General features: G+C 45.3%; 20 protein-coding genes and 1 tRNA gene. 12 read left to right on the plus strand and 9 right to left on the minus strand.

Annotated features, from left to right (window positions below; translation table 11 throughout):
* Positions 1–168: 168 nt before the first annotated feature.
* Together QQL36_RS07410 and QQL36_RS07415 are read left to right on the plus strand one after the other, a co-directional pair.
* Positions 169–1,659 (plus strand): papain-like cysteine protease family protein, encoded by a 1,491-nt coding sequence (locus QQL36_RS07410; RefSeq protein WP_321569419.1) that lies wholly within the window; start codon positions 169–171, stop codon positions 1,657–1,659.
* A gap of 5 nt (positions 1,660–1,664) precedes the next feature.
* A complete protein-coding gene (locus tag QQL36_RS07415) occupies positions 1,665–1,850 on the plus strand; it encodes a hypothetical protein (protein ID WP_321569420.1) in 186 nt (61 codons plus the stop codon).
* Positions 1,851–2,008: 158 nt separating this feature from the next.
* Here QQL36_RS07415 and QQL36_RS07420 read toward each other — a convergent pair.
* From QQL36_RS07420 to hflX, 4 genes are all read right to left on the minus strand, one after another.
* Positions 2,009–2,082: transfer RNA gene (locus tag QQL36_RS07420), tRNA-Asn, on the minus strand.
* Between the two features lie 66 nt (positions 2,083–2,148).
* Positions 2,149–3,726 carry an ArnT family glycosyltransferase gene (locus QQL36_RS07425; protein ID WP_321569421.1) on the minus strand — a complete coding sequence of 526 codons (1,578 nt, stop codon included), beginning with the start codon at positions 3,724–3,726 and terminating at the stop codon, positions 2,149–2,151.
* Positions 3,727–4,060: 334 nt separating this feature from the next.
* Positions 4,061–4,399, minus strand: coding sequence for a Rieske (2Fe-2S) protein (locus QQL36_RS07430; protein WP_321569422.1), 339 nt, complete (start codon positions 4,397–4,399; stop codon positions 4,061–4,063).
* Between the two features lie 6 nt (positions 4,400–4,405).
* Positions 4,406–5,620 (minus strand): GTPase HflX, encoded by a 1,215-nt coding sequence (gene hflX / locus QQL36_RS07435; protein WP_235643979.1) that lies wholly within the window; start codon positions 5,618–5,620, stop codon positions 4,406–4,408.
* A 62-nt stretch (positions 5,621–5,682) separates the two neighbouring features.
* On the opposite strand from hflX, the gene QQL36_RS07440 reads away from it, so the two are divergent.
* Together QQL36_RS07440 and QQL36_RS07445 are read left to right on the plus strand one after the other, a co-directional pair.
* Positions 5,683–7,689: a S9 family peptidase gene (locus tag QQL36_RS07440; RefSeq protein WP_321569423.1), complete on the plus strand. Its 2,007-nt coding sequence runs from the start codon at positions 5,683–5,685 to the stop codon at positions 7,687–7,689.
* Positions 7,690–7,766: 77 nt separating this feature from the next.
* Positions 7,767–8,543 (plus strand): enoyl-CoA hydratase-related protein, encoded by a 777-nt coding sequence (locus QQL36_RS07445; protein WP_083722013.1) that lies wholly within the window; start codon positions 7,767–7,769, stop codon positions 8,541–8,543.
* Positions 8,544–8,601: 58 nt separating this feature from the next.
* Here the strand turns inward: QQL36_RS07445 and QQL36_RS07450 are convergent, their stop codons facing one another.
* Complete coding sequence (locus QQL36_RS07450) at positions 8,602–9,303, minus strand: porin family protein (protein ID WP_083722012.1); 702 nt, start codon at positions 9,301–9,303, stop codon at positions 8,602–8,604.
* Between the two features lie 163 nt (positions 9,304–9,466).
* On the opposite strand from QQL36_RS07450, the gene QQL36_RS07455 reads away from it, so the two are divergent.
* Positions 9,467–10,207 carry a tetratricopeptide repeat protein gene (locus QQL36_RS07455; RefSeq protein WP_321569424.1) on the plus strand — a complete coding sequence of 247 codons (741 nt, stop codon included), beginning with the start codon at positions 9,467–9,469 and terminating at the stop codon, positions 10,205–10,207.
* 3 nt (positions 10,208–10,210) lie between these two features.
* Positions 10,211–10,756 (plus strand): metalloprotease family protein, encoded by a 546-nt coding sequence (locus tag QQL36_RS07460; protein ID WP_235643551.1) that lies wholly within the window; start codon positions 10,211–10,213, stop codon positions 10,754–10,756.
* Here the strand turns inward: QQL36_RS07460 and QQL36_RS07465 are convergent.
* The 4 genes from QQL36_RS07465 to gcvT all read right to left on the minus strand — a co-directional run bounded on the left by QQL36_RS07465 (position 10,753) and on the right by gcvT (position 17,049).
* Positions 10,753–14,496 (minus strand): DEAD/DEAH box helicase, encoded by a 3,744-nt coding sequence (locus tag QQL36_RS07465; RefSeq protein ID WP_083722010.1) that lies wholly within the window; start codon positions 14,494–14,496, stop codon positions 10,753–10,755. The two genes, QQL36_RS07460 and QQL36_RS07465, sit on opposite strands and share 4 nt — an antisense overlap.
* A 231-nt stretch (positions 14,497–14,727) precedes the next feature.
* Positions 14,728–15,459, minus strand: coding sequence for a 2-phosphosulfolactate phosphatase (locus QQL36_RS07470; protein ID WP_083722009.1), 732 nt, complete (start codon positions 15,457–15,459; stop codon positions 14,728–14,730).
* A 2-nt stretch (positions 15,460–15,461) separates the two neighbouring features.
* Positions 15,462–15,935 (minus strand): SRPBCC family protein, encoded by a 474-nt coding sequence (locus QQL36_RS07475; RefSeq protein WP_083722008.1) that lies wholly within the window; start codon positions 15,933–15,935, stop codon positions 15,462–15,464.
* 25 nt (positions 15,936–15,960) lie between these two features.
* Positions 15,961–17,049: a glycine cleavage system aminomethyltransferase GcvT gene (gene gcvT, locus QQL36_RS07480; RefSeq protein WP_083722007.1), complete on the minus strand. Its 1,089-nt coding sequence runs from the start codon at positions 17,047–17,049 to the stop codon at positions 15,961–15,963.
* A 292-nt stretch (positions 17,050–17,341) separates the two neighbouring features.
* Between gcvT and QQL36_RS07485 the strand changes: the two genes are divergently transcribed.
* The 6 genes from QQL36_RS07485 to QQL36_RS07510 all read left to right on the plus strand — a co-directional run bounded on the left by QQL36_RS07485 (position 17,342) and on the right by QQL36_RS07510 (position 24,532).
* Positions 17,342–18,955: a M20/M25/M40 family metallo-hydrolase gene (locus QQL36_RS07485; RefSeq protein WP_321569425.1), complete on the plus strand. Its 1,614-nt coding sequence runs from the start codon at positions 17,342–17,344 to the stop codon at positions 18,953–18,955.
* A 113-nt stretch (positions 18,956–19,068) separates the two neighbouring features.
* Entirely contained in the window at positions 19,069–19,470 is a 402-nt protein-coding gene (locus QQL36_RS07490) for a hypothetical protein (RefSeq protein WP_321569426.1), read from the plus strand.
* A gap of 14 nt (positions 19,471–19,484) precedes the next feature.
* The gene (locus QQL36_RS07495) at positions 19,485–20,171 is read left to right on the plus strand and encodes an NUDIX hydrolase (protein ID WP_321569427.1); all 687 of its coding nucleotides are present in this window, start codon (positions 19,485–19,487) and stop codon (positions 20,169–20,171) included.
* A 173-nt stretch (positions 20,172–20,344) separates the two neighbouring features.
* Entirely contained in the window at positions 20,345–21,256 is a 912-nt protein-coding gene (locus QQL36_RS07500) for an NUDIX domain-containing protein (protein WP_083722003.1), read from the plus strand.
* An 11-nt stretch (positions 21,257–21,267) separates the two neighbouring features.
* The gene (locus tag QQL36_RS07505) at positions 21,268–22,683 is read left to right on the plus strand and encodes a nicotinate phosphoribosyltransferase (protein ID WP_321569428.1); all 1,416 of its coding nucleotides are present in this window, start codon (positions 21,268–21,270) and stop codon (positions 22,681–22,683) included.
* A 265-nt stretch (positions 22,684–22,948) separates the two neighbouring features.
* Complete coding sequence (locus QQL36_RS07510; RefSeq protein WP_321569429.1) at positions 22,949–24,532, plus strand: transferase; 1,584 nt, start codon at positions 22,949–22,951, stop codon at positions 24,530–24,532.
* The last annotated feature ends 20 nt before the right edge of the window (positions 24,533–24,552 follow it).

Consider the following 24,552-nt stretch of genomic DNA (forward strand, 5'->3'; position numbering starts at 1 on the left):
ATGAAATTATGTCCATATTCCCTTTATCTCTCAAGTTCTTTTTGACTTCCTACTGAAAGAGAATTCTCCCATTTTATCTTTCTGGGATATTCTCCAACCAGCTAATTCAGGATTTAATGGATTTTTCGGATCTTTAATGTAACAAAGAATAGTTAATTCCAATTCGTTATGAGTTTAATTCAATTTATGATATCAACCAAAGAAGATTGTGTTGATGACATTCTTGACCTAATAAAGGAGGTCTACAAAAAACAAGATGTAGATGTAGAAAATAATATCGCTAACTTAATAGAACCACTTAAAGATGAATTATTCTTTTGTATAGAGTACCCTTATGTTGATAAGTTTTACAGAGATACCTATTATACCTATTTCTCTTCAAAGCATAATGAATATCCAAGAGATTGCATTCGAGTTTCTTTATTTGAAACGCCAATTCAAACAATGCATTTTCTTGAACCGACCTATAGGGAAGAATTGGCTAATTTCTTTAGAGGTTACTTTATTATTAGACCAACCTTTCCCAATGTTATTGGCAGAACTTTAATTAATAAGAATGCGTTTAAGGTAAATGATTTCCTGATTTGCGAGTATTCTGCGAACGTATCGATTAACGGTATTAAATTTCCTATATCAGGTTTCCCATTTAGTTCTCAAGATGAAGAGACAATAACCTGTGCTGAAACCTCCATCTGGGCTTTGATGGAATATTTTGGCCATCGCTATGCAGATTATAAACCAACTGCTCCTTCTAAAATAGTAGACATATTAAATAAGCAATCAAGTGAACGTTTGCTTCCGTCTGCAGGGCTAAATGTTAACCAAATATCCTTTGCGTTAAAAGAATTTGGCTTTGCCACTCAGATTTATGAAAGAGATACCTTTGGAAATGAATTTCAAAATATCATATCCACGTATATTGAATCAGGTATTCCTTTAGTATGCATTTTAAAGTCGGACGATTCAACGGTAGCACATGCCAATTTATTAATTGGTCATGAAACTGATGAATCGTTAGATTTAACGACGGTTCGCAAAAGAAAATTAGATTTTAACAGGAAATATCCTTTAAAACCGGTAACTAAAGAATTCATCGACTATGGAGATATAGAAAAAAGATTCATAGTTAATGATGATAACTTAATCCCATATGCAAAAATAACTCTTGATAACCCAACAGAACATTTAGGAGATGGCTTTGAACAATATCAAATTGCATATATCATTGTGCCTCTCTACTACCGTATCTATTCAGATGTTATAAGTGCCAAGGACTTAATTCTAAACATCTTAACAGATGATGCATTAGGGTATGTTTTTTTTAATGATTTTACTTTTAGATTCTTTTTAACCTCTAGCAGATCGTTCAAGGAACATATAGCGAACTTGGCAGCCTTAGAACCAGAAATAAAACAGACTTTAATTCTTTCAAAAATGCCCAAATTTATATGGTGCGCTGAAATATATCAAAAGAATGATTTTGGCTCAGGAGTGGCAAAAGGGCTTATAATCATAGATGCTACAGAAGGAAGACAATGGATAGACGCAGTAATTTTTGCTGGTTACCCAAATAGAATTATTGTAAGAATAGATTCAATTTTAGTAACTTTACAAAAGAGATTTACCGAATACTTGAAATATTCAAATAATCTTAAATAAAAATAATGGCGATACAAACATTAAAAATATCAACTAAAAACCTTCCAATTGGATATACAATAATACCATCTCAGACTATTAAAAAGTCTAAGAAAAGGATTAATGCTGCAATGAAAATTACCACAAAAAAGTTTCAAGAAAAAAAATTAGCATCTTTGGAAAAAGCCTCTAAAACTTTTATTTCTAAATAACTAATTAGGAAAATATAAAATGGAAATAGCCGGTTTAAACCGGCTATTTCCATTTTATATTTTCTATAGATTTCTAATTCTAGAAATAAAGGGATTAATCAATGCCAATGATATAGAAACAAAAAAGGCCTGCATCACTGCAAGCCTTTTCTCTTTCGCTCCCCCTTCAGGACTTGAACCTGAGACCCTCTGATTAACAGTCAGATGCTCTAACCAACTGAGCTAAGGAGGAGTGTTTTCCCCGTTTCGGGATTGCAAAGATAGGAATTTTTTTATTCCTCCAAAATATTTTTTAAAATTATTTTACCAAAACCAATAAACGCTCTCCCACTGCCCCTTTCCGCGTTGAAAAATTCACAAACTCACCATCCAACTTCGTCACCGGAAAATGCGAAAACGACTTCACTACCTCACACGTATGCCCCTGCATCTTTAATGAATCTACCTGATCCCTCGTCGTATACACCAACACCGGCGGCAGCAACAACGTATCCGACCTCAACACCGGCGCATCCAGATAAAAATTAAACGCATAAGAATTCGCCTTATACAACAACACCGCCCCTCCACGCAAATGCTCATTCGCATAAAACGCCGCCGAACTCCCACTCTGATACCCCAACACATCCGCATAAAACAACCCATTCAAAAACAAATTCAATACCACCGACATCAAACACGTCCTGAAAAATACCTTCTCCACCTTCACCATAAAAAACACCACTACCACTGCCACTATCAACCCCACAAAAACCCAATTAATTTGGGGCCGGTATAAAGCCCATAATCCCACTATCGCCACCGCCATGATACTAATAATCACCTTTTGCGTAATCACGAAAAATTTCGGCTTATTTAGCGAAAGTATATACTGCGCCGTGAGTATCGCAAAAAACGGAAAAATGATATTCAGATAATGCGGCAACTGAAACTTCGACAAACTAAACAACACAAACGTCGACAACGCCCCGCTGATACAATAAAATTCCACAGCTACCTTCCGCTTCCTGATAAACTCTACTACCGCCGCATACAACATCACCGACCACGGCAAAAATGCCCACAATACCGTATGAAAAAAGAACGAAGGATCACCAGAACCCTTAATAGGACCCGTATTCATAAACCTTCCAAACTGACTATCCCAAAAGAAAAACCGAATACCAGATACCCCTGTTCGCCCAAATACCACCTTCTCCGGATGCGCATCAAACTGTGTATACAACGCATACAACTCCGGCGTGATAAACACCAATACCAACACCCCCACTATCAACCACCGGTAATGAAACAACTCCTTCCACTGCTTCGTAAATATATACTGCCCGGCTATCGCACACCCCACCGGCACTAACGCAAACGGACCCTTGGTCATCACCGCACATGCTGTAAACAAAGCACCCAGCAATAACCGGCGCTTATATAAAAAATAAACAGCACCAATGATCAAACCAGTCAGATAAGGCTCCGCCCGTACATCCGTACTGGATATCACAAGGTGCTCCGCCGTCAGTAATATACATACCGACCACCGCGCCACCTTCTCCCCATAAAGATCAAAGGCAAAACGATACGTAAAGTATACCCCCATCATCAAAAAGAGAAAGGCAGGCAACTTGTATGCAAATGTGTTAATCCCGAAAATCTGATAGCTAAAAGCCATCATCCAGAAAGGAAAGTGAGGTTTGTCCAGCCACTCCTGACCATCCGCAAATAAATTCAGATAATCATGATGCTGCACCATATACTTCGCAATACCAGCATACAATGCACCATCGGGCTCCATAATTGTAACAGACAATCCTGTCATATGCATGAAGATAAGCAGGCCAATGATCCACCAGCTTATCTTCTTCTCAGAGAAGTTATCAGACATGCGCAAATATTACATCGCTGAAGCTAATTAGCAAGGTCTTTAATAGAAATTTAACACGGCTACCAAATACAATCTGGCTTTCAACCGCTGCCACCAAACAAATAGAACTCTCAACCGCTACCACCCAAATAAATAGGGCCTTCCACCTCTTCCTCCAAAACCCCCTCTCTACCACCCAAACAGCCCTGTCTTTTCAATCGAGCTGTCCACCTCTACCATCCAATAACCAAACTATTCAATCGGGCATTCAACCTCTACCAACCAACCTCTACCAACCAAATTCTACCACCCAAATAAATCCAACCTTCCACCTCTTCCCCCCAAAACCCCCTCTCTACCACCCAAACAACCCTGTCTTCTCCATCCCCAAATACCACCCATCCTCCCGCTTTTCAACCGGATACGTCTTCAAAAAATACCCTTCCCCACTGGTATTCCGCCCATTCTTCACACTAAACCTATACCTGTGCAACGGACATACCACATTCCCATCCTCATCTACCCAGCCATCCGCCATCACACCACTGGCATGCGGACACTTATACGCAAACGCATACAAAGCCCCTTCATACCTGGTAAAAGAGATCTTTTTCCCCTCTACCTCCAGTATGGTCAGATCCTTCTCGCCAATCCCCGGATCGGCAAAACGATGCCATGTATACGTCTTCGCCATAAAAAATTAATAGAAGAATTCTGTTTTATAAGGATAACGCTCCCGATACAGCTGCGCCACCTTATCCATGATCGTCTTTCGCAACTCATCGATGTTCTGACGTTCCAGCGCAGAGATGAACACACAATTCCCCTGTGTCCTGGTTTCCCAATCACTTTTCAACTGGGCAAGTATATCCTGCTTCACATCATCCGCCAACCACTTGTCGAAAGTATTCTTCTCGTACAGATCCATCTTGTTAAAGATCATGATGGTCGGCTTGTCAAACGCTTTCAGCTCCTGCAGGGTGCGGTTCACCACCTCTACCTGATCCTCATACTGCGGGTGAGAAATGTCTACCACATGCAGTAAGATATCACTTTCCCTCACCTCATCCAATGTAGACTTAAAGCTCTCTACCAGGTGGTGAGGGAGTTTACGGATAAACCCTACCGTATCACTCAGCAGGAAAGGCGTCTGTTCAAACACTACCTTACGGGTAGTCGTATCCAGGGTCGCAAACAGCTTATTTTCTGCAAATACCTCACTCTTCGCCAGCGTGTTCATAATGGTGCTCTTACCTACGTTGGTATACCCCACCAGTGCCACACGGATAAACTCCCCACGGTCCTTACGCTGTGTAAGTGATTGTTTGTCAATCTCCAACAACCTCTTCCTCAACAGAGAGATCTTATCCTTCACAATACGACGGTCCGTTTCAATTTCCGTTTCACCCGGACCACGGCTACCAATACCACCTCCCTGTCTTTCCAGGTGACTCCACATACCTCTCAGTCTTGGTAGTATATACTGGTACTGAGCCAGTTCCACCTGCACCTTGGCCTGTGCTGTACGAGCCCTGCGGGCGAAGATATCCAGTATCAGGTCACTGCGGTCTATCACCTTTATTTTCAATACATCCTGTATATTAGATATCTGGGAACCAGTCAGTTCATCATCAAAGATGACCAGGTTGATATTTCTCCCTTGCACAAAGTCTCTTATTTCTTCCAGCTTTCCCTTTCCGACGAAAGTTGCTCTGTCAGGATGCTGCAGTTTTTGGGTAAACCTTTTAACAGTCGTAGCGCCGGCCGTCTCTGCCAGGAACACCAGCTCATCCAGATACTCCTGTACCTGACGCTCGTTTTGCTGCTCCTTGTGTATCAACCCCACGATTACCACCCGCTCTTCCTGCTCAACAATTTGTTTTTTCTCAATCAATGTCTGTAATAATTTTAGCAAAGGTAAGAAAAGGCATCAGACTAACATTTTTCCTACTTTTAGCGTCCAAACAAAATCTGAACATGCATAAACCTCTTTTGTTAACATCACTATTCATCACAACTATGGCAATGGCCCAGGAGAAAATGACACCTGAACGGCTCTGGCAACTGGGCAGAGTGAGCGGGGAATCAGTTACAACAGATGGAAAGTCTGTAATTTTTAGCGTGTCCAACTATAACATCGCTGAAAACAAAAGTGAAAAGAACCTCTGGTCCATCCCTGTGACCGGTGGCGCTGCCAAACAGCTCACCACCACCCCGGGAGGCGAAGGAGACGTAAGTACCCTGCCTGGCAACAAAATCGGCTACTCCCTCAAAGGACAATGGTGGGAAATGAACGCCGATGGCAGTGGCGCTACCCAAAAAACACACGGAGAAGAAGCGCTGTCAAACATCCGCATCTCTCCCGATGGCAAATACATCCTCTTTTCTAAAGAAGTAAAACTCCAGAAGGTAAGCGGTGCCGACCACTATCCTGACCTGCCAAAATCCAATGTGCAGATCTACGATAACCTGAACTACCGCCACTGGGATACCTGGGAAGACGGTAACTTCCAGCACGTTTTCTACGCCACTTATGAAGATGGCAAAATCGGCACCCCTGTCGATATCATGCCGGACGAACCCTACGATTGTCCGACCATGCCATTCGGTGGTGCTGAAGATATGATCTGGAGCCCCGACAGCAAAAGCATCATTTATGTCACCAAAAAGAAGGTAGGAAAGGAGTACGCCCTTAGCACCAACACCGACATTTACGAATACAACCTCGCTGACAAAACCACTAAAAACCTCTCTGAAGCTAATAAAGGATACGATGTGAGCCCGGCTTTCAGCCCTGACGGCAAATCCCTCGCATGGCTCTCTATGGCCCACGATGGTTACGAATCCGACAAAAACGACATCACTATCCTGGATCGCAGCACCGGCACCAAAACCAATCTGACCAAAGACTGGGACAACACCGTCGCTTCTTTCCACTGGAGCAAAGATGGCAAACAACTCTTCTTTCTCGCAGTGATCAAAGGCACTGAACAGCTGCACGAACTCACCCTGGCTTCAAAAGCAATCCGCCAGGTAACCACCGGCGACTTCGACATCTCCGGCATCGTAGGTCAGGCGGGCAATACCCTGGTAGTAGCCAGCACAGATATGAACCATGCCGCAGAGCTCTTTACCGTAGCCCTGCCAAAAGGTACTATCACTCCACTCACCAGCGTGAACAAAGCCATCTATGACAATACGGCCATGTGTAAAATAGAAAAGCGCTGGACCAAAACTACCGATGGCAAGGACATGCTGAGCTGGGTGATCTATCCGCCTAACTTTGATCCAAACAAGAAATATCCCACCCTGCTGTATTGCCAGGGTGGCCCTCAGTCTGCTGTATCACAATTCTATTCTTTCCGCTGGAACTTCCAGCTCATGGCATCTCAAGGCTATATTATCGTGGCACCTAACCGCCGTGGTATGCCAGGTCATGGCGTGGAGTGGAATGCAAGCATCAGTAAAGACTGGGGTGGTCAGCCGATCCGCGACTACCTGAGCGCCATCGACGATGTAAGTAAAGAAGCATATGTAGACAAGACCCGACTGGGTGCCGTAGGCGCCAGCTATGGCGGTTACTCTGTATACATGCTGGCTGGTGTACACGAAAACCGCTTCAAAACCTTTATCGCCCATGATGGTCTCTTTGATCTGAAAAGCTGGTATGGTACTACCGAAGAACTGTTCTTCGCCAACTGGGATATCGGCGCTTACTTCGATCCTGCAAATGCCAATGCTTACAAGCAATTCAACCCAAGTGAATACGCGAATAAGTGGAATACACCTATCCTCATTATCCAGGGTGGGGTTGACTTCCGCGTACCGATCGAGCAGGGTTTACAGGCTTTCCAGCTCGCACAGCTGAAAGGGATTAAGAGCAAACTACTCTACTTCCCTGAAGAAAACCACTGGGTGCTGAAAGCACAAAACGCCATGGTATGGCAACGTGAATTCTTCAAATGGCTCACTGAAACTTTATAATACCAAAGAGCGTGTATCAAAAAAAGATACACGCTCTTTTTATTCAAATACTTTTTTAAGCCCAAACATTACCCCCAATGAACACCATCAATCTCCACGTGCAAGACAACATTGCAACCATCACGCTCAATCGCCCCGATGTTTATAACGCATTTAATGATGAACAAAGCTATGAGCTGCAGGACGCCCTGAAGCAGGCAGAAAAAGATCCACAGGTAAGAGCCGTGGTCCTCACCGGTGCCGGCAAAGCCTTTTGCAGCGGACAGGACCTGAAGGCCGCCATGGAAGCCGGCGATCGTAAGCTGAGTGAATCTCTGCACAAACGGTACAACCCTATCATCCGGGCCATCCGCAATATGCCCAAGCCCGTTATCTGCAAATTGAATGGCGTAGCCGCCGGCGCTGGATGCTCGCTGGCACTGGCCTGCGACCTGATCATTGCCAGCGAAACAGCCTCAATGATTGAAATCTTTATCAATATCGCCCTGGTGCTGGATTCCGGATCATCTTATTTCCTGCCCCGTACTGTTGGCTACCACAAAGCGTTCGAGCTGGCCACCAAAGCCACAAAACTCTCTGCCACCGAAGCCATGGAACTGGGACTGGTCAATAAAGTAGTAAAAGGAGAGGAGCTGGATCAGGCTGTTGAGACAGAAGCATTGTTTTATGCCAATGCACCTACCAAAGCCATTGCATTATTAAAGAAAATGCTGACCAAAGGAATGACTGAAGACCTGGATACCGTATTGGATTACGAAGCATACTGCCAGGAAATCGCCGGTAAAACTACCGACAATAAAGAGGGAATCAAGGCATTCATCGAGAAAAGAAAACCTGTCTTCACCGGTAATTAAAATAAGTAGCGGTCTGACCAAAGGTCAGACCGCTACAAAATATGTTATCATTATACGACTAGAGGCCGCTCAAGCTGATACCAAAGGAATAAGCGTTTACTGAATATGAGCTGTTATCTTTAAACATTCCATTCAGCGCATAAGTACCAAATATAGCAAAGTTGCCATAACCTACTCTTGCTGTACCTACCAGACGGAAAGTATTAAACCAGTATGTACTGCCTTCTTTTTCAATAACTTTAAAACCACTGCTGCTACCAACTGTACGGGTATGGGCATTCAGCAGATAACCCGCTTTCAGACCAATCGCACCCTTGAAACCTTTGTTAGCATTGTCTGGTACCTCACGGAAACGCAGTTCCAAAGGGATCTCCAGGTAAGTAGTACTCAGTTTTGATTTCTTATACGCATCTGTAGAAGTTTTGGACGGAACACTTGTATTCGTGATGTCCAGCGTCATGCCGTTAAAAATATAGTTGTCAGACCCTATTCCTAAACCTGGCGCAATGCTCATATTACTTCCTGGCAGCTGTATGTCGTACATCAGGGCAACATTAAACGTCCGGTTAAACTTGGTATCGAGGTTACCAGCACCTGTACCAGTCAGGCCAACATACCCAAATTCGATCACCAGGAAGTCCTTGGAATGCTTATTGCCCGTCTTTGCTTTTGTCGAAACGATAGTGCTAGGCGTGTTATCCTGGGCAAAAATTCCGAAAGAAACGCCCAGTAAACCAAGCGTAAAGAATATTTTCTTCATGTTTAAGTATAAAGTCTTGAAAAAGAATATTAGGCAAATTTAATGGAATAGGAATAAAACAAAGGGTTAAAATATTCCCAAAATCCCCTTCCGGCTCAGACCTCCCTTTTTGTAAAATGAATTTTAATCTATAACTTTTGCGGTTTAATCTGTTTTAATACCTATGATCGAGAATGCCCCCAACGAACAGGAGGAGCAGGAATGCCCTGATGCCTGCTTTCAATGTAATAGCCCGGATTATGAACCTGGCTATACCGTCAGGTTATGTAAAACATGCCGAAAACGATTTAGCCGCTACCCGTTAAAGAAAAATATCTTGCTGGGAACCATCGGGTTAGGTACCCTCTTCGCCGTTTCTCTATACAGCTTCCAGTATCACTTTAAGGCCGCTATCTCTTACGAGAAAGGAATCACTTATGCTGATAACCGGGATTTTGTGTCTGCCGAAAATGAATTTCAATCCATACTTAAGAGGTACCCACAGAACGGTGCTTCCAAAGTTCATCTGCTCACTGCTTATTTTTACAATAATAAATTGGAAGCAGCTGATTCGATAAGAAATGAATTAGAAAAAAATCCATCTCTCAGGTATAAAGAGGATCTGACAGAAGAAGTAGCCACTTTTAAAGATCTGTGGGATAAAACCCACGCTCAAAATCCCGATCTGGCCACTGCCGGGGAGTGCCTCGAAAGAAACCGTCTGCCTGAAGCAGACAGCATATTAAGAAAACTCGTTCATGCTAACCCTACCAACTGGACGGCATCTCTGCTGCTCTCTAAATGTCTGAGACAGGAACAAAAATACACAGAAGCGCTATCCATATGTGATCGCATGCTATCCTATAATCATCAACTCCCAGCTGCGCTCGCAGAAAAAGCGACCCTGCTGAAAACAGTAAAATAACTTATGATCTTTGTACCCGGTATATATATCATGCTCATCACCTTCCCAGGTGTAGTAGTCCATGAATTCGCGCACCAGTTATTCTGCCGGATCTTCGGCGTTGCAATATTTGAAGTAAAATATTTCCAGATGGCTAACCCCGCCGGCTATGTAAAACATGAACCGGTACGTAATCCCATTCACCAGCTGTTCATCTGCATCGGACCATTTATTATCAATACCTTACTGGGACTGACAATCGCCTTTCCTGCAGCTGTACCCGTATTTATTCTTGGTGAAGGGAACTTCCTGGATTTTGTCATGCTGTACTTTGGGTTCTCTATCGCTATGCATGCCTTTCCCAGCACCACAGATGCCAAAGTGCTGTGGGACACCATCTGGCATGGAGACAATATACCATTATGGCTCAAAATCCTCACCGTTCCCATCGTAGCGCTTATCTACCTGGGTGCAGCAGGATCTATGTTCATGCTGAATTTACTATATGGAATGGGAATCGCGTTTGGCTTACCAGTGCTGATTATGAAATTCCTGGCTAATTATTACTAACTGAAGAGGTACAATACATCTTCCTTCGTCAGCTTCTTGATAAAACCGCTATCGTCAGCAATGATTTCCTTTACCAGTGATTTCTTACGCTCCTGCAGCTGAAGGATTTTTTCCTCTACGGTATCCTTACAGATCATGCGGTAAGCAAAGATGTTTTTCGTTTGCCCAATACGGTGCGTACGGTCTATCGCCTGTTGCTCTACAGCCGGGTTCCACCATGGGTCTACAATATATACATAGTCTGCCGCTGTGAGGTTCAGACCCACACCACCCGCTTTGAGCGAGATGAGGAATACACGGCATTCTTCATTGTTCTGGAAATTCTGGATCGCCCTTTCACGCTCGCTGGTACTGGTGCTACCATCAAAATACTCAAACTGTACTTTCATGTGCTGCAGCTTTTCCCTGATCAGGCCCAGCATGCCGAGGAACTGGGAGAAGATCAGCACCTTGTGGTTACTGATGTTCTCTGACATTTCGCGGGTCAGCTCATGCAGCTTCACGGAGTGATTTGGATACTGTTCTGCCTCATTGAGGATAGCAGGGGAGTCACAGATCTGGCGCAGTTTCATCAAACCTTGCAGAATGGTAAGCTGTGAACGCTCCATACCCTGATCTTCTATCACCCCCAGGATCTTGCTACGATAAGAGTTGCGGTATGCATCATAAATATGCCTTTGCTCCGCATCCATTTCACAGAAGATCACGGTCTCAATCTTCTCAGGCAGATCCTTTGCTACCTGCTCTTTAGTACGGCGCAATATGAAAGGATAGATCAGTTTACGCAGGTGATCCTTGCGCTCTTCATCCTGGAACTTGTCAATCGGTGTGGCAAATTCATTGCGGAAGAAGTCTACACTACCCAGCATTCCCGGGTTCAGGAAGTTCATCTGGGCATATATATCAAAGGTGTTGTTCTGCATCGGGGTACCACTCAGCGCCAGCTTATTTCGGGTATTGAGCAGTTGTGCAGCCTTGGTCACCTTACTTTGCGGGTTCTTGATTGCCTGCGATTCATCCAGTACTACATAGTCCAGCGCCAGTTTCATCAGCAATGTAATGTCACTGCGCAGGGTACCATAGGTCGTGATCAGGATATCGAATTTTTGTAATGTTTCTGCATCCTTCAGCCGGGCAGGACCATGATGTATATGATATTTCATGGAAGGGGTAAACTTCCTGATTTCATTTTCCCAGTTGTAGATCAGCGTAGTAGGACATACTACCAGCGCCATGCACTTGTCGTCGTTTTTGTTCTTGTAGTGCTGTATAAAGGTCAGCGCCTGAATGGTCTTACCAAGACCCATGTCATCTGCCAGAATACCGCCCCACTTCACTTCGTCGAGGTAGTTCAGCCACTGGAACCCGCTTTCCTGGTATGGACGGAGGGTCGCATGGAGGTTGTGAGGCAGGTCGATGTTGCGGATCTCGTCGAACTGCAACAGCTTTCTACGCTTGGATTCCAGCTCCATCAGGATCGCTTCGTCATCAATAAACTCATAGAGTTCATCTATCACGCTGAAGTTATACTTACTCAGTTTCAGCGCACCCTTATCTTTTTCTTCCCCGATCTTGAAGAGCAGGGAATATTTCTTCAGCCATTCTTCCGGCAGCAGACCCAAAGAGCCATCTGCCAGTTGTACGTAGTTCTGTTTGTTGTTCAGCGCGTGCTTGATATCGCGGATGCTTACTTTCTGATCACCATACAATACTTCGATCTGGGCATCGAACCAGTCGATGCCGGAGCTGATCTGTAAGTTGGTAACCGGCTTGTAGGCACTGAATTTAAAGTTCTTCAGGTTCTCAAACCCAAACACACGTACATTCATTTCCTTCAGGGCATCGAAGAAGAGGAAGAACCAGTTGTTCTTCAGTGCTTCTTTTGCTCTCAGGAAGAAGTAGTTGTTATTGGTAGGTGTGGAGAAGCTGGTATGCAGGGCAGACAGCTTTTCTACGAACTGCTGTTCCGCCTCTTTATTACGGTGAATGATCAGCACTTTGTTCCCTTCCTGCACGGTGATTTTCGAATCATCATTCCACTCCACTTCCTGCCCATGATAGGCGAATCCCGGCTGGATAATGAACGTTTCACCTACTTCACGCAGGAATACCCTGGCCTCAGGCACTACATCGTCTACTTCTGCCAGCAGGGTATGATCAAATTGTATATTATACTGTTTGCTCAGTGGCAACAGGTAATCTTTCAGATAAGTACCCCATTCACCAGCCGGAATGCGCAGGCGACCCTGTTCGCGGAACAGTTCTACATGCAGTGCATCCTGTGGATTTTCGAACAGGTACAATACGCCATTTTTCAGAAACAGGATCGGGCAGTCCCATTCATTGTCCGATACACTCATCAGTTCCCCCTGTATAGATACATGACAGGTGATATCAATGGCATCCTTGCCTGCATGTGTCTTGAAAATGGGTTGCAACCTTTCCCCTGCCAGCTGTACCACCTGGAGGTTCCTGGTTTTAAATGGCTGACGGTTGGTCAACAGGAACAATAAGCCATGAGCTGCTATCTGCGGAAACAATTTGGCAAGCTTGGGATGCAGGTATTCCAGCATCAGCTCCTTGGTTTCCGTAGGCAGGGCCGACTCGTTATTGTCGTGGGTGATGTTTTCCCATATGCCCGCAAAAGGGGAATTCTTGCTCAGGAACTTGCTCACTTCCGTACCCTGCACCTTACGGATAGGGGTGATCAGGTCGCGATCAGGTTCTTTATATTGGTAAAAATCAACGTACTTGGTCAGGTCCAGCCTATTCACCAGCGATACAAACGCATCCCCCTCATCATTCACTTCTCCGCTCACCAGGTCAATCCTGAAGAAAGGGTACAATGACTCGTTGGCATTGAATACAATACCCAGTCTGTGAGTGATCACAGCCGCAGTTTCAGTAGGAGGGGGCGGTGCTGGCAGACGGCCGGCATTCAGTCCATCTACTCTTTTGATACTCGGATCCAATACCCGCAGGAACGGTTTTCCTTCCATATAAGAGAAGGTGAATTTACCATTCAGATCATCGCTAAGAGAGTAACCATACAGCGCAAGCAGTTTGTTCTTCTCCTTATCCCAGTTACGCAAACTATCAAAGTAGTAAGCCCCCTGGGTATTCAGCAGGTTCAGGAACAGGGCGGTTTTATGCTTACAGATCGCATGTTCCGACTCATCACAGGTACAGCTGGTATCAAAAAAACGCTCCTCGTTCCGCTGCAGAATAACAGGGTATTCGGTACCGTTGTCTTTCACAATCGCCTCTACTTTCTCATCTTTTGCTGACTGAACTTTGATGGCTTTGCTCTGTTTGGCCAGTTTCTCCGCTTCCATGAACAGGTCATTGGAGGTAAGGAGCTTCAGGGCCTTTATATCAATCGACTTAATTTTCACCAGTGTATGCTGCTGGCTATATGAAATTCCAAAACTTTCAAACTGGTTCTTGTCCAGCATTTCCTGCAACTGGAACATGGCAGCAGCCTCATGGCGGCAAATGTCTCCCAGGTTGTAGGGACATTGACAGCGCACAGACATGTTGCTGGTCTCGTGATATTTGTTGATGGAAACGCGGTAGTAGTTAGCATGGGTATCGCTCTTCACCCGAAAGGTGGCCGATTTCAGGATAGGGTCTGCCTCAATCAATTCCACACCACCATTAGCAAATATGCGTTTCCCCCTGCGGATCACCTCATCGGTTCCGTTATTGTACACATATTTGAGCAACTGGGGTAGCGACATAGTATCAGTTTGCCTTATTTTATTCTGACCACTTGCGGGTTAAAAACTAAAATATTTAGCAGATGGCTAGAAGGCAATTCACAAAAGTACACAGAAAAATCGTAAAAAAGATGAGCGGGAGGGACGCAGTGAAGGGTCAGACAAGGTCCCTGCAGACAAACCCCTGAACAGAAGGGGGTTTCAATAAAATGAATAGCCCCCGGCAAGGAAAATCGCCGGGGACTTTAAGATTTATTTTACAATTACCAACTCTCCATTTTTATAAAGCGGAAGCACATTTGCCCCGTCGGGAGTCAGGCAATACTGAATGTCTTTTTGCAGACCAAACTTCGCCAGACGCTTGTAATGCGATGCCTGGGTCATCATTTCCTGGATATTATCCTTGTTGGAGGTATACAGCATTTCAGCAGCCAGGGCAGCATCATCATTAATAATGAAGTGCTCCTTAATGCGACTGATCACAGCACCGGCAAAGAGCGTGTCTTCCAGGTTCACCTTATCCTTCCAGGCAGCGCAACCCAGTATCACAGGGCGCTTTTGCGCAATCAGGTAATCGCACACCGCAGAGAGATTAGGGAAAGAACCCGTAATGATCTGTTCCGCATCCTTAGCCATATGCAACAGCTTGGTGCCATTGGTAGTAGTAAGCACCAGTGTTTTGCCCCCGATAAACCCGCGGGTGTATTCAAAAGGCGAATTACCATGCTCCAGACCTTCAGCTACCCGGCCGTCTCTTTCACCGGCAGTGATCGCCCCCAGTTCGGTACCTATACGGATACAATCCGGCACGGTGGCTACCGGTATTACCCTGGCAGCGCCATTGTACAGTGCTGTACAAATGGTGGATGTGGCTCTCAAAACATCGATAATCACTACAATACTACCTTTTATCTCATGCAGGTGCAGTAAAGCAGGCGATAAACATACTTCTAAAGATGGTAACTGTGTTTCTTCTTTGCTCATTATCAATCTAATATTACTCTCCATTTTTCGGTCTCCGCATAGTCCTTGATGACATCATTACGCATCTTCAGCAACTGCGTCATGTACCTGTTCAGATACAACTTCTCAAACCATCTGCCCAGACGCCCGTAAGGGGTGCCATATTCAAATACATCAATAGCTATCGTAGCATTTTCGATTTGCTTAAAATGATGTTCATGCTTCATATAGGTAAAGTCTCCGTTTACCATCTCGTCACAGAAATACTCTTTATGGCGCATCTCCGTAATGCGGGTGGTCAGCTGTCTGATTTTACCCAAATGTTTAGCTTGCCAGGTCACTGTTTCGTCAGCTTCAATCAGACCGTTTACACAGCCTTTTATCGCGTCTTCCTGCAGGTGCGACATACTGCGCTTGTGCAGGGTGATACTCCGGCTCAGGTCAAAAACCCTGTCCATTGGAGCACGAATTACAGTAGTTAGATGAATGGTAGGCATAGCGATATGGTTTTAAAAAGGTGTATTAGCTTAAGAACGGTACTTTCACCACCTTGGCTTTCAATAGCTTATCCCTTACAGCTACAAAGATCTCGGAATCCAGTGCGGCAAAAGGTGTTTGAACATAGCCCAGACCTACCGCTTTCTGCATAGAAGGCGATTGTGTACCAGAAGTAACGCGGCCTATGACCTGACCATTGGCATCCTTGATTTCATAGTCATGACGGGGAATACCCTTGTCAACCATTTCAAAACCTACCAGTTTCTGTTTCAAACCGGCAACCTTTTGCGCTTCAAAGATACTACGTGCCGTAAATTCTTTTGTAAATTTCGTGATCCAGCCCAGACCAGCTTCAAGCGGAGAGGTGCTGTCGTCAATATCATTGCCATACAGACAGAAGCCCATTTCCAGTCGCAGGGTATCTCTTGCTCCCAGACCAATAGGTTTCAGACCTTTAGGACCACCCACCGCGAAGATGGCATCCCAGATCTTGTCTGCATTATCGTCTTTATCTTCAAAATAGATCTCAATACCACCAGCACCGGTATAACCTGTAGCACTGATGATCACATTGGATACACCTGCAAATTCACCTTTCGCGAAAGTGTAGTATTTCAGGTTTACCAGGTCTGTACTGGTCAGGGATTGCAGCATGCTCGCAGCATTAGGCCCCTGAATAGCCAGCAGACAGGTGCGGTCAGAAATATTCTGCATGTCCACACCCTTCGTATTGAATTTGCTGATCCAGTTCCAGTCTTTTTCGATGTTGCTGGCATTTACCACCAGCATATATACCTTATTTTCCTCGATGCAGTACACCAGGAGGTCATCCACAATACCACCTTCTTCATTAGGCAAACAGCTGTATTGTGCTTTCCCAGCCGTCAGTTTGGAGGCATCATTACTGGTTACCCGTTGAATCAGATCCAGCGCATGCTCCCCTTTTAACATGAACTCACCCATATGGCTGACGTCAAATACCCCGGCATTCGTACGCACGGCCTGATGCTCATCATTGATACCAGTGTAAGAGATAGGCATGTTATAACCTGCAAAGGCTGCCATCTTAGCGCCCAGCGCTATGTGTTTGTTTGTAAATGGTGTGTTCTTCATAATCTAATGATCGGTGCTTGTTTTGGGTATGCTTATAGTTTAGTTTTTGTTTAAGCCCCGCAAAAATAGGTTGATTTTCCAAATTCGGCGAAATTGGACCAATAATTGCCTTTTCCGTCACAATAGTTATGCTGCAGCGTCATAAATTTGAACCGGGAATCTAAACAACGTAAAGGATATGAATGTTATTATCCCGCGGTGTATGATTTGCTAACCAACAACTTAGATACCGGGTTATCTCTTGCTTGGAATGACTATCGTCTCTTGATCTCTTTAAAATATGCATACAACTGTGAAGCACTCCATTTGGCTGCTGGCGCTCGTGCTGCCTTCTGCGCAACTGACCGCCCAAAAGAAAGCCGACCGTAAGACTCTGGGAAACCTACAGACCCACATTAGCTACCTGGCCAGCGACAAATTGGAAGGACGCCTCACGGGCAGTCCCGGTGAACAATTGGCGGCTAGCTACATTTCAGCACAAATGAAACAAGCCGGCCTGACTCCCAAAGGAGACAATGGCTACCTCCAGACGTTCCCTGTCAATGAAGGCAAAACCATCGATCCTGCCAGCTCCCTGACAATTAATAACAACGCGCTCATACCCGTTGAACAGTACATTCCATTGCCTTTCAGCGCTCAAAAGCGTGCAAAAGGCGATGTAATGCCAGCGGTAAATGAACCGGATAATATCTGGTTGCTCAATGTAAAAGACATTGAATCTGATCCACATACTGATCCGCTGGAGATCTACCACCAGGCAGCTGCCGAAGCAGCAAAAGCCGGAGCAACCGGGGTTGTTTTCTACAATGGCCCTGAAACTGCTGCCGATGTACATAAATGGTTGTCAAAAGAAACCACCCCACTCACCATTCCGGTAATGTGGGTGACAGACGGCATCAGCAAAACCATGGAAAATGCTGAAGAAGTTCAGGTGAGTATGAACGTGGTCTTTGGCGCCAATAAACGCACCGGCACCAATGTAATCGGTTTTTTGGACAATAAAGCACCTGCTACTATCATCATAGGTGCTCACTTTGACCACCTTGGCAAAGGAGAGGACCATAACTCCCTGGCCCCCAATGATAAATCTATTCACAATGGCGCCGATGACAATGCCAGCGGTACAGCAGCGCTGATTGAACTGGCCCGCTTACTGAAAGCTGCGCATTTCAATAAATACAACGTCCTGTTCACCGCCTTCTCCGGGGAAGAACTGGGCCTCTTTGGTTCCAAATATTTCGCAGATCATTCCCCTGTGGAGCTGGGATCGGTGGATTATATGATCAATATGGATATGATAGGCCGCCTGGATACATCCAAAGGTTTGCAGGTAGGAGGGGTAGGCACCTCTCCCGTATGGCCGGAGGTCGTAAAAGCAGCGGCGCCGGCAGGCATAAAACTGACTTTCGATTCTTCAGGCACAGGGCCTTCCGATCATACTTCTTTTTACCTGAAGAATATACCGGTGCTGTTTTTCTTCACCGGCTCCCATGCTGATTATCACAAACCTTCTGACGATGTGGACAGGATTAATTATAATGGTGAAGTGGTGGTGCTGAAGATGGTGTATGATATCGTGGAAAAAACGAATGGCATGACCAAACTGGCATTTACCAAAACGAAGGATAAGCAGATGGCTACCAGTACCCGTTTTCCCGTGACCCTGGGTATTATGCCCGATTATACCTGGCAGAAGAATGGGGTACATGTAGATGCGGTCACAGAGGGAAAAACCGCATACAAAGCGGGTTTAGCTGCGAATGACATCATTATTAAGCTGGGTAACCATACTGTCTCCAACCTCGAAGATTACATGCAGGCCCTCGCCAGCTTCAAAAAAGGCGACAAGACAACTGTATGGGTAAAAAGAGGTGCACAGGAAAAGAAATTCGATATCCAATTCTAAACAGACCACAGAAGACGCATACGCACGCACAAAAAACGCTTCTGCCATACGGCAAAAGCGTTTTTTGTGCTATTTTTTCTAAATCCGGTATCTTGCAGCTTCAATATCGTGATATGAAGCCTGTTTTGTTGATATTTACGGTAGCCACCTTCTTCTTTTCGTGTAATCAGTCGCGTAACGATAACCGGGATGCCTCAGCTTACGACGTCGTGACCGGGAAAAGCTATGTGCTACGCAATGCCCAACCAGTGAGTAGTGACTCCCTTACCAATATCGTCTTACAGCGTCAGGAAGAAATGGCCCGCATACTGGAAAGACATGGGTTCAAAAAACACCTCGTCACCAAAGACAGCCTCCTCTTCCGCCGTGCAAACGGGTTGGAAGTTATGCTCGAACTACCGGCGCCTGAAGATGCCTGGCAGTCAAATACGATCATCGCATTTGACCCGCAGAAAAGCCCGCTGTTCATCAACCTGAAAAAAGATAGCACGCAGGTGACCAATTATATTAAATAACCCTCTTACATCATTTGGGACCTAGACAAGACATACGCCTTTGTGTTGATGCAGTTGTATTTGGTTACACTGCCAAAGGAAGCATTTCCGTATTGCTGATCAAACGGACAATAGACCCTTTTATTCATGACTGGGCACTACCCGGTGGCTTCGTACTGAATGGCGAAACACTGGAAGACGCCGTGACACGCGAACTGCTCACCGAAGCCGGTGTGCACATCAACTACCTGGAACAGCTGTATACCTTCGGCAGACCAGAACGCGATCCCCGTGGCAGGATTATTTCCATCGCCTTCTTCGGACTCGTCAATCCTACTAACTTCAAGCTGGCAGCCAGCTCAGATGCTGAAGACGCCCGCTGGTTCGATATAAAAAATTTACCCGCATTGGCGTTTGACCACGGCGAGATCGTATCTACCGCTGTCAAAAGATTGCGTAACAAAATCCGGTACGAACCTATCGGCTTCGAATTGCTGGATAAGAAGTTTCCTATTTCTGACCTGGAAAAACTGTATGAAACTGTTCTGGACCGCCCTATAGACAGACGTAACTTCCAGAAGAAAATGAATCACTTTGGGATATTAATGGAACATAATGAAAAACTAAAACATCCCTCCGCAGGCAGACCCGCCAAGTTGTACAGTTTCAATGAAGAACGGTATTTTCAATTGAAGCAGGAAGGAATTATGTTCGAAATCTAATGGATCATAACTGACATTCTTTATATCCCCCTACCTGTCAAAAAGGAGGGGGAATTTTTTTATCATTGATAATCAATACGTAAACTATATTTGTGTACATTTCACCAAAAATATTTTGCGTATATAAAAGAACCCTTTTATATTTGTGTAGAAGTTACACAAAACACTGGTATATGACAACGCTAAAACCGACAGGAGTAATCATCGCCCGCTTTCAGACACCCAGCCTTCACGAAGGTCACCTGGAACTGATCCGGCAGGTAAAGCAAAAGCATAACCGCCTTATCATCGTACTCGGCGTAAGCCCGGTGAAAGGTAGCCGCAAGCATCCGCTGGATTATTATACCAGGGAGAGAATGATCAAACAACTCTTCTCCGATATCATCATCCTCCCGCTGAGCGATCAGGCCGATGATAAAGTATGGTCCTCCAAACTGGATGAATTGCTCTCGACTAACTTCCCCCACGAATCATTCGTGCTGTACGGCAGCCGGGATAGTTTCATCCCTTACTACGGTGGCCGATATCCAACCAATGACCTGCCTCCTGTAAAGGACTACAATGCTACCGCCCTGCGCGAAGCAGTGTCTGACAAAGTATTTGATACTGAAGAATTCAGAGCCGGCATTATCTACAATACATACAATCAGTTTCCGAAAGTATATCCAACCGTAGATATCGCCGTATTCAGACACAATCGCACAGAATTGTTACTGGGTCGCAAACCTGCCGAACATGCCTGGCGCCTGCCCGGTGGTTTCACAGATCCTGAAGATCAAAACTTTGATGCCGCCGCCCGCCGCGAATTGCAGGAAGAATGCGGTCAACTGGAAACCAGCCCTATGCAATACGAACTCTCCATGCAGATGGACGACTGGCGCTACCGCTCCGAAGTAGACAAGATCATTACGACCTTATTCAGTACTGACCTGATATTCGGAGAACCCATTGCTGCCGACGATATCGCCGCCCTGCGCTGGGTACCGGTTAACAAGCTCAGTGAAATGATCGCTAACGGTGACATCCAACCTGTACACATCCCATTGCTGGAAAAACTTGCTGATAAATATTCTGCTAACGCCTAAATCAAAGAATCATGACAAAGGAAAACCTCATACTCTTAGCCGACGCCTATAAATACTCTCACCACAAACTGTACATACCCGGTACTGAATATATCTACTCCTACCTTGAAAGCCGGGGCGGCAAGTTCAACGAAACTGTATTCTACGGTCTCCAATATCTGCTCATGGAATACCTGCAAGGCGTAGTGATCACCAAAGAAAAAATTGACGAAGCAGAAATTGAATTGAATGAAGTATTTGGTCGCAACGATATATTCGATCGCACCAAATTTGAATATATCATCGAGCAACATGGCGGTCGCCTGCCAATAAGAATCAAAGCCGTTCCGGAAGGTACCGTCACCGCTACACACAATGTACTGATGACTATCGAAAACACCGATCCGAATTGCTTCTGGCTCACCAACTTCCTCGAAACACTGCTTATGCAGGTGTGGTACCCAAGTACCGTAGCTACCATGAGTCGTGAAATTAAAAAAGTCGTAAAGAAATATTACGATGAAACCGCCAGCCCCGCATCTTTCGCAGGCATCGACTTCGTGCTGAATGACTTCGGCTTTCGTGGCGCCAGCTCTGTAGAAAGCGCAGGATGGGGTGGTAGTGCACACCTGATCAACTTTGCAGGTAGCGATACCATCATCGGTTCTACATTTGCCAAAAGATATTACAAAGCACCCACCGCTCCCGGCCTCTCTATTCCTGCTACAGAACACTCTATCATGACCTTGTTAGGTGAACCGGGAGAAAAGGAGATCTTCAAACATGTACTGGATAGTTTCCCAACCGGCACCATTGCCTGCGTATCTGATTCTTACAACATTATCAGAGCTTGTGAAGAATACTGGGGTACTGACTTGAAAGAACAGATCCTGCAAAGAGAAGGTACATTGGTGATCCGCCCTGATAGCGGCGATGCTGTTGCAACCCTGTTGAAAGTATTCGAAGTACTCACGGAAAAATTCGGCTACACGATCAATGAAAAAGGTTACAAAGTATTGCCTCCGCAGGTACGCGTTATCCAGGGTGATGGTATTAGCTATTCTTCTATCCCCACCATCTACGAAGCATTGAAAAATGCCGGTATCAGCGCCGAAAACCTGGTATTGGGTATGGGTGGAGCACTATTACAGAGAGTGAACAGAGATACGCAGGAATACGCTTTAAAATGCGCTTACGCAGTGGTAAATGGGAAAGGCATCAATGTACAGAAAAACCCATTGGAACTGGATGCAAACGGTAACACCCGTGTCTCTTTCAAGAAATCCAAATCCGGCAAACAGGTATTAGTGAAAAAAGATGGCGCCTTTGTCACCATCCCCGAAAGTGAGTCTGCCGGCCTTAAAGATGAATTGATTACCGTGTTTGAAAATGGAGAAATAAAAACTTCATATACATTTAACGATATCAAGACCAGAGCACAGATCTGACCTTTCATCTATTGTTTGTCTCTTCATACGGCCTGCGGCAATTCCTGAAATGCCCGCCGCAGGCCTCGTCCTTAGCAAAAAGAAACGCTTCTATACAGAGCTGGTACAACATCGCACCTAAGCCGGCTTTACAAATAGTTATACTCCAGCATGGAGGCGTTACTGCAAAAAAAGCCGGCTGTTGACCTTCTTAACACCCCCTCTCTTGCCTGTGTAAGAGGGAGGGTGTCTTGTGTAAATACTCACTGTTTTGTAATTTCCCACCATGTTTTTACTAATTCCGGGTAGACATCACCTATTGTCAGACTTTCAGTTCAAGTACCTGCACAGATTATTGCAGAACCAACTGGAAGGAGAGCAGGATGTTCAGGGCCAGGCTATGCCAGCTTCCGCTATCACAGCGGTTATATTTGCCGTTACTTCCGCCAATCACCTGGGTACAAAGCGTAACCCGGTTCCTTTCTATCTCCGCTCCATGATCATCCAGGAGTTTTCCAGTTATCTGGATATCCCTGTGTTTGTATATGGAATAGACGATGTGGGCGAGATCAATGACTTCGCAGGCTATACACTCAAGAGTATCCGTCATAGCAGCGAAGGTTTGCACCAGCTCACGCCTGAAAATACCGTGGTCATTTGCAGTACACCGGTAAAGGATATGTACACTTCCCTTGGGTACAAAGTATTGCCTGCGGAACTGGATATCACCACCGGCAACCTGGAACATCCATTGCCGTGGGACATCGTTCGCCTCATTGCCCAATCTCCGGACTGGCAAAAGGATAGAACAGTATTGGATCTCATCCATCCCGCTTCGTTCAAGATCTGGAAGCAGTACAAGATAGGGGAGAAGGTACAGCACATTCTCAAAGACCCCATCATTGGGGCCGATGGCGACCTCACCACTACCCGCGATTACAACGCCTATGTAAAACAAATGGACGATATCGCCGCCCTGAAATACCAGGAGACAGCACCCTATATACAACCCGGCAACATCGGTGATATTGGCTGTGCAGCCGGCTCATGGATCAAAATGGGCTGCGAGGATGATCGCCTCCATGAATGTGATTTCTATGGTATCGAAGTGTCCCGTCATCTCTTTGAAATATGCTACCAGCGTAAACACAATGGCGATTTCGCAAATCCATCCGTCTTCTTCTCCCAGAAGAATGCGGTGACCAGTCTTGTCTTTGATGCAAGTAGTATGAACACCATTCATACCTCTTCGCTCACCCACGAAATTGCCTCTTATGGCAGTGAGCAGGACCTGCGTGATTTCATCGCCAACCGTTACCAGGAGCTGGCTCCCGGTGGTGTATGGATCAACAGGGATGTGGTAGGACCTGAGAACAAAGACGAGGTCGTGTTACTCTGGCTGGATCATACAGATGGTGAAAACAAACTTCCTGCACAAGGTATCACCGACAATCAGGAACTGGCTGCTGCATTGGAGAAACTCTCTACCCGTGCTAAGTTCATTCGCTTTGCCCAGGATTTCCGCCACCAGGAAGATTATAAACTGGCTTATGAATGGATCACCATCGGCGGGCAAACCTATTGCCGCCTGCGTATGCAGGATGCCTGTGAGTTCCTCTTTACAAAAGATTATACTGATAACTGGCTGAGTGAAATGCACGAAACCTTCTGTTTCTGGAGTTTTGCTGACTGGCAAAAAGAGCTGGAAACTGCCGGCTTCCGGGTAGATAGATTGTCTAAGCCATACAGGAATGAATGGATTGTAGAAAACAGGCTGGAAGGGAAAACAAAACTCTTCAGGCAGGAAGAAGATCAGTTACAGGAGATACCGTTCCCTGTATCACATATGCTCCTCTTAGCAAGAAAGTAATTTAAGCCGGCCGCAGGCCA

Source organism: Chitinophaga sp. LS1 (assembly GCF_034274695.1).
GTDB lineage: Bacteria > Bacteroidota > Bacteroidia > Chitinophagales > Chitinophagaceae > Chitinophaga.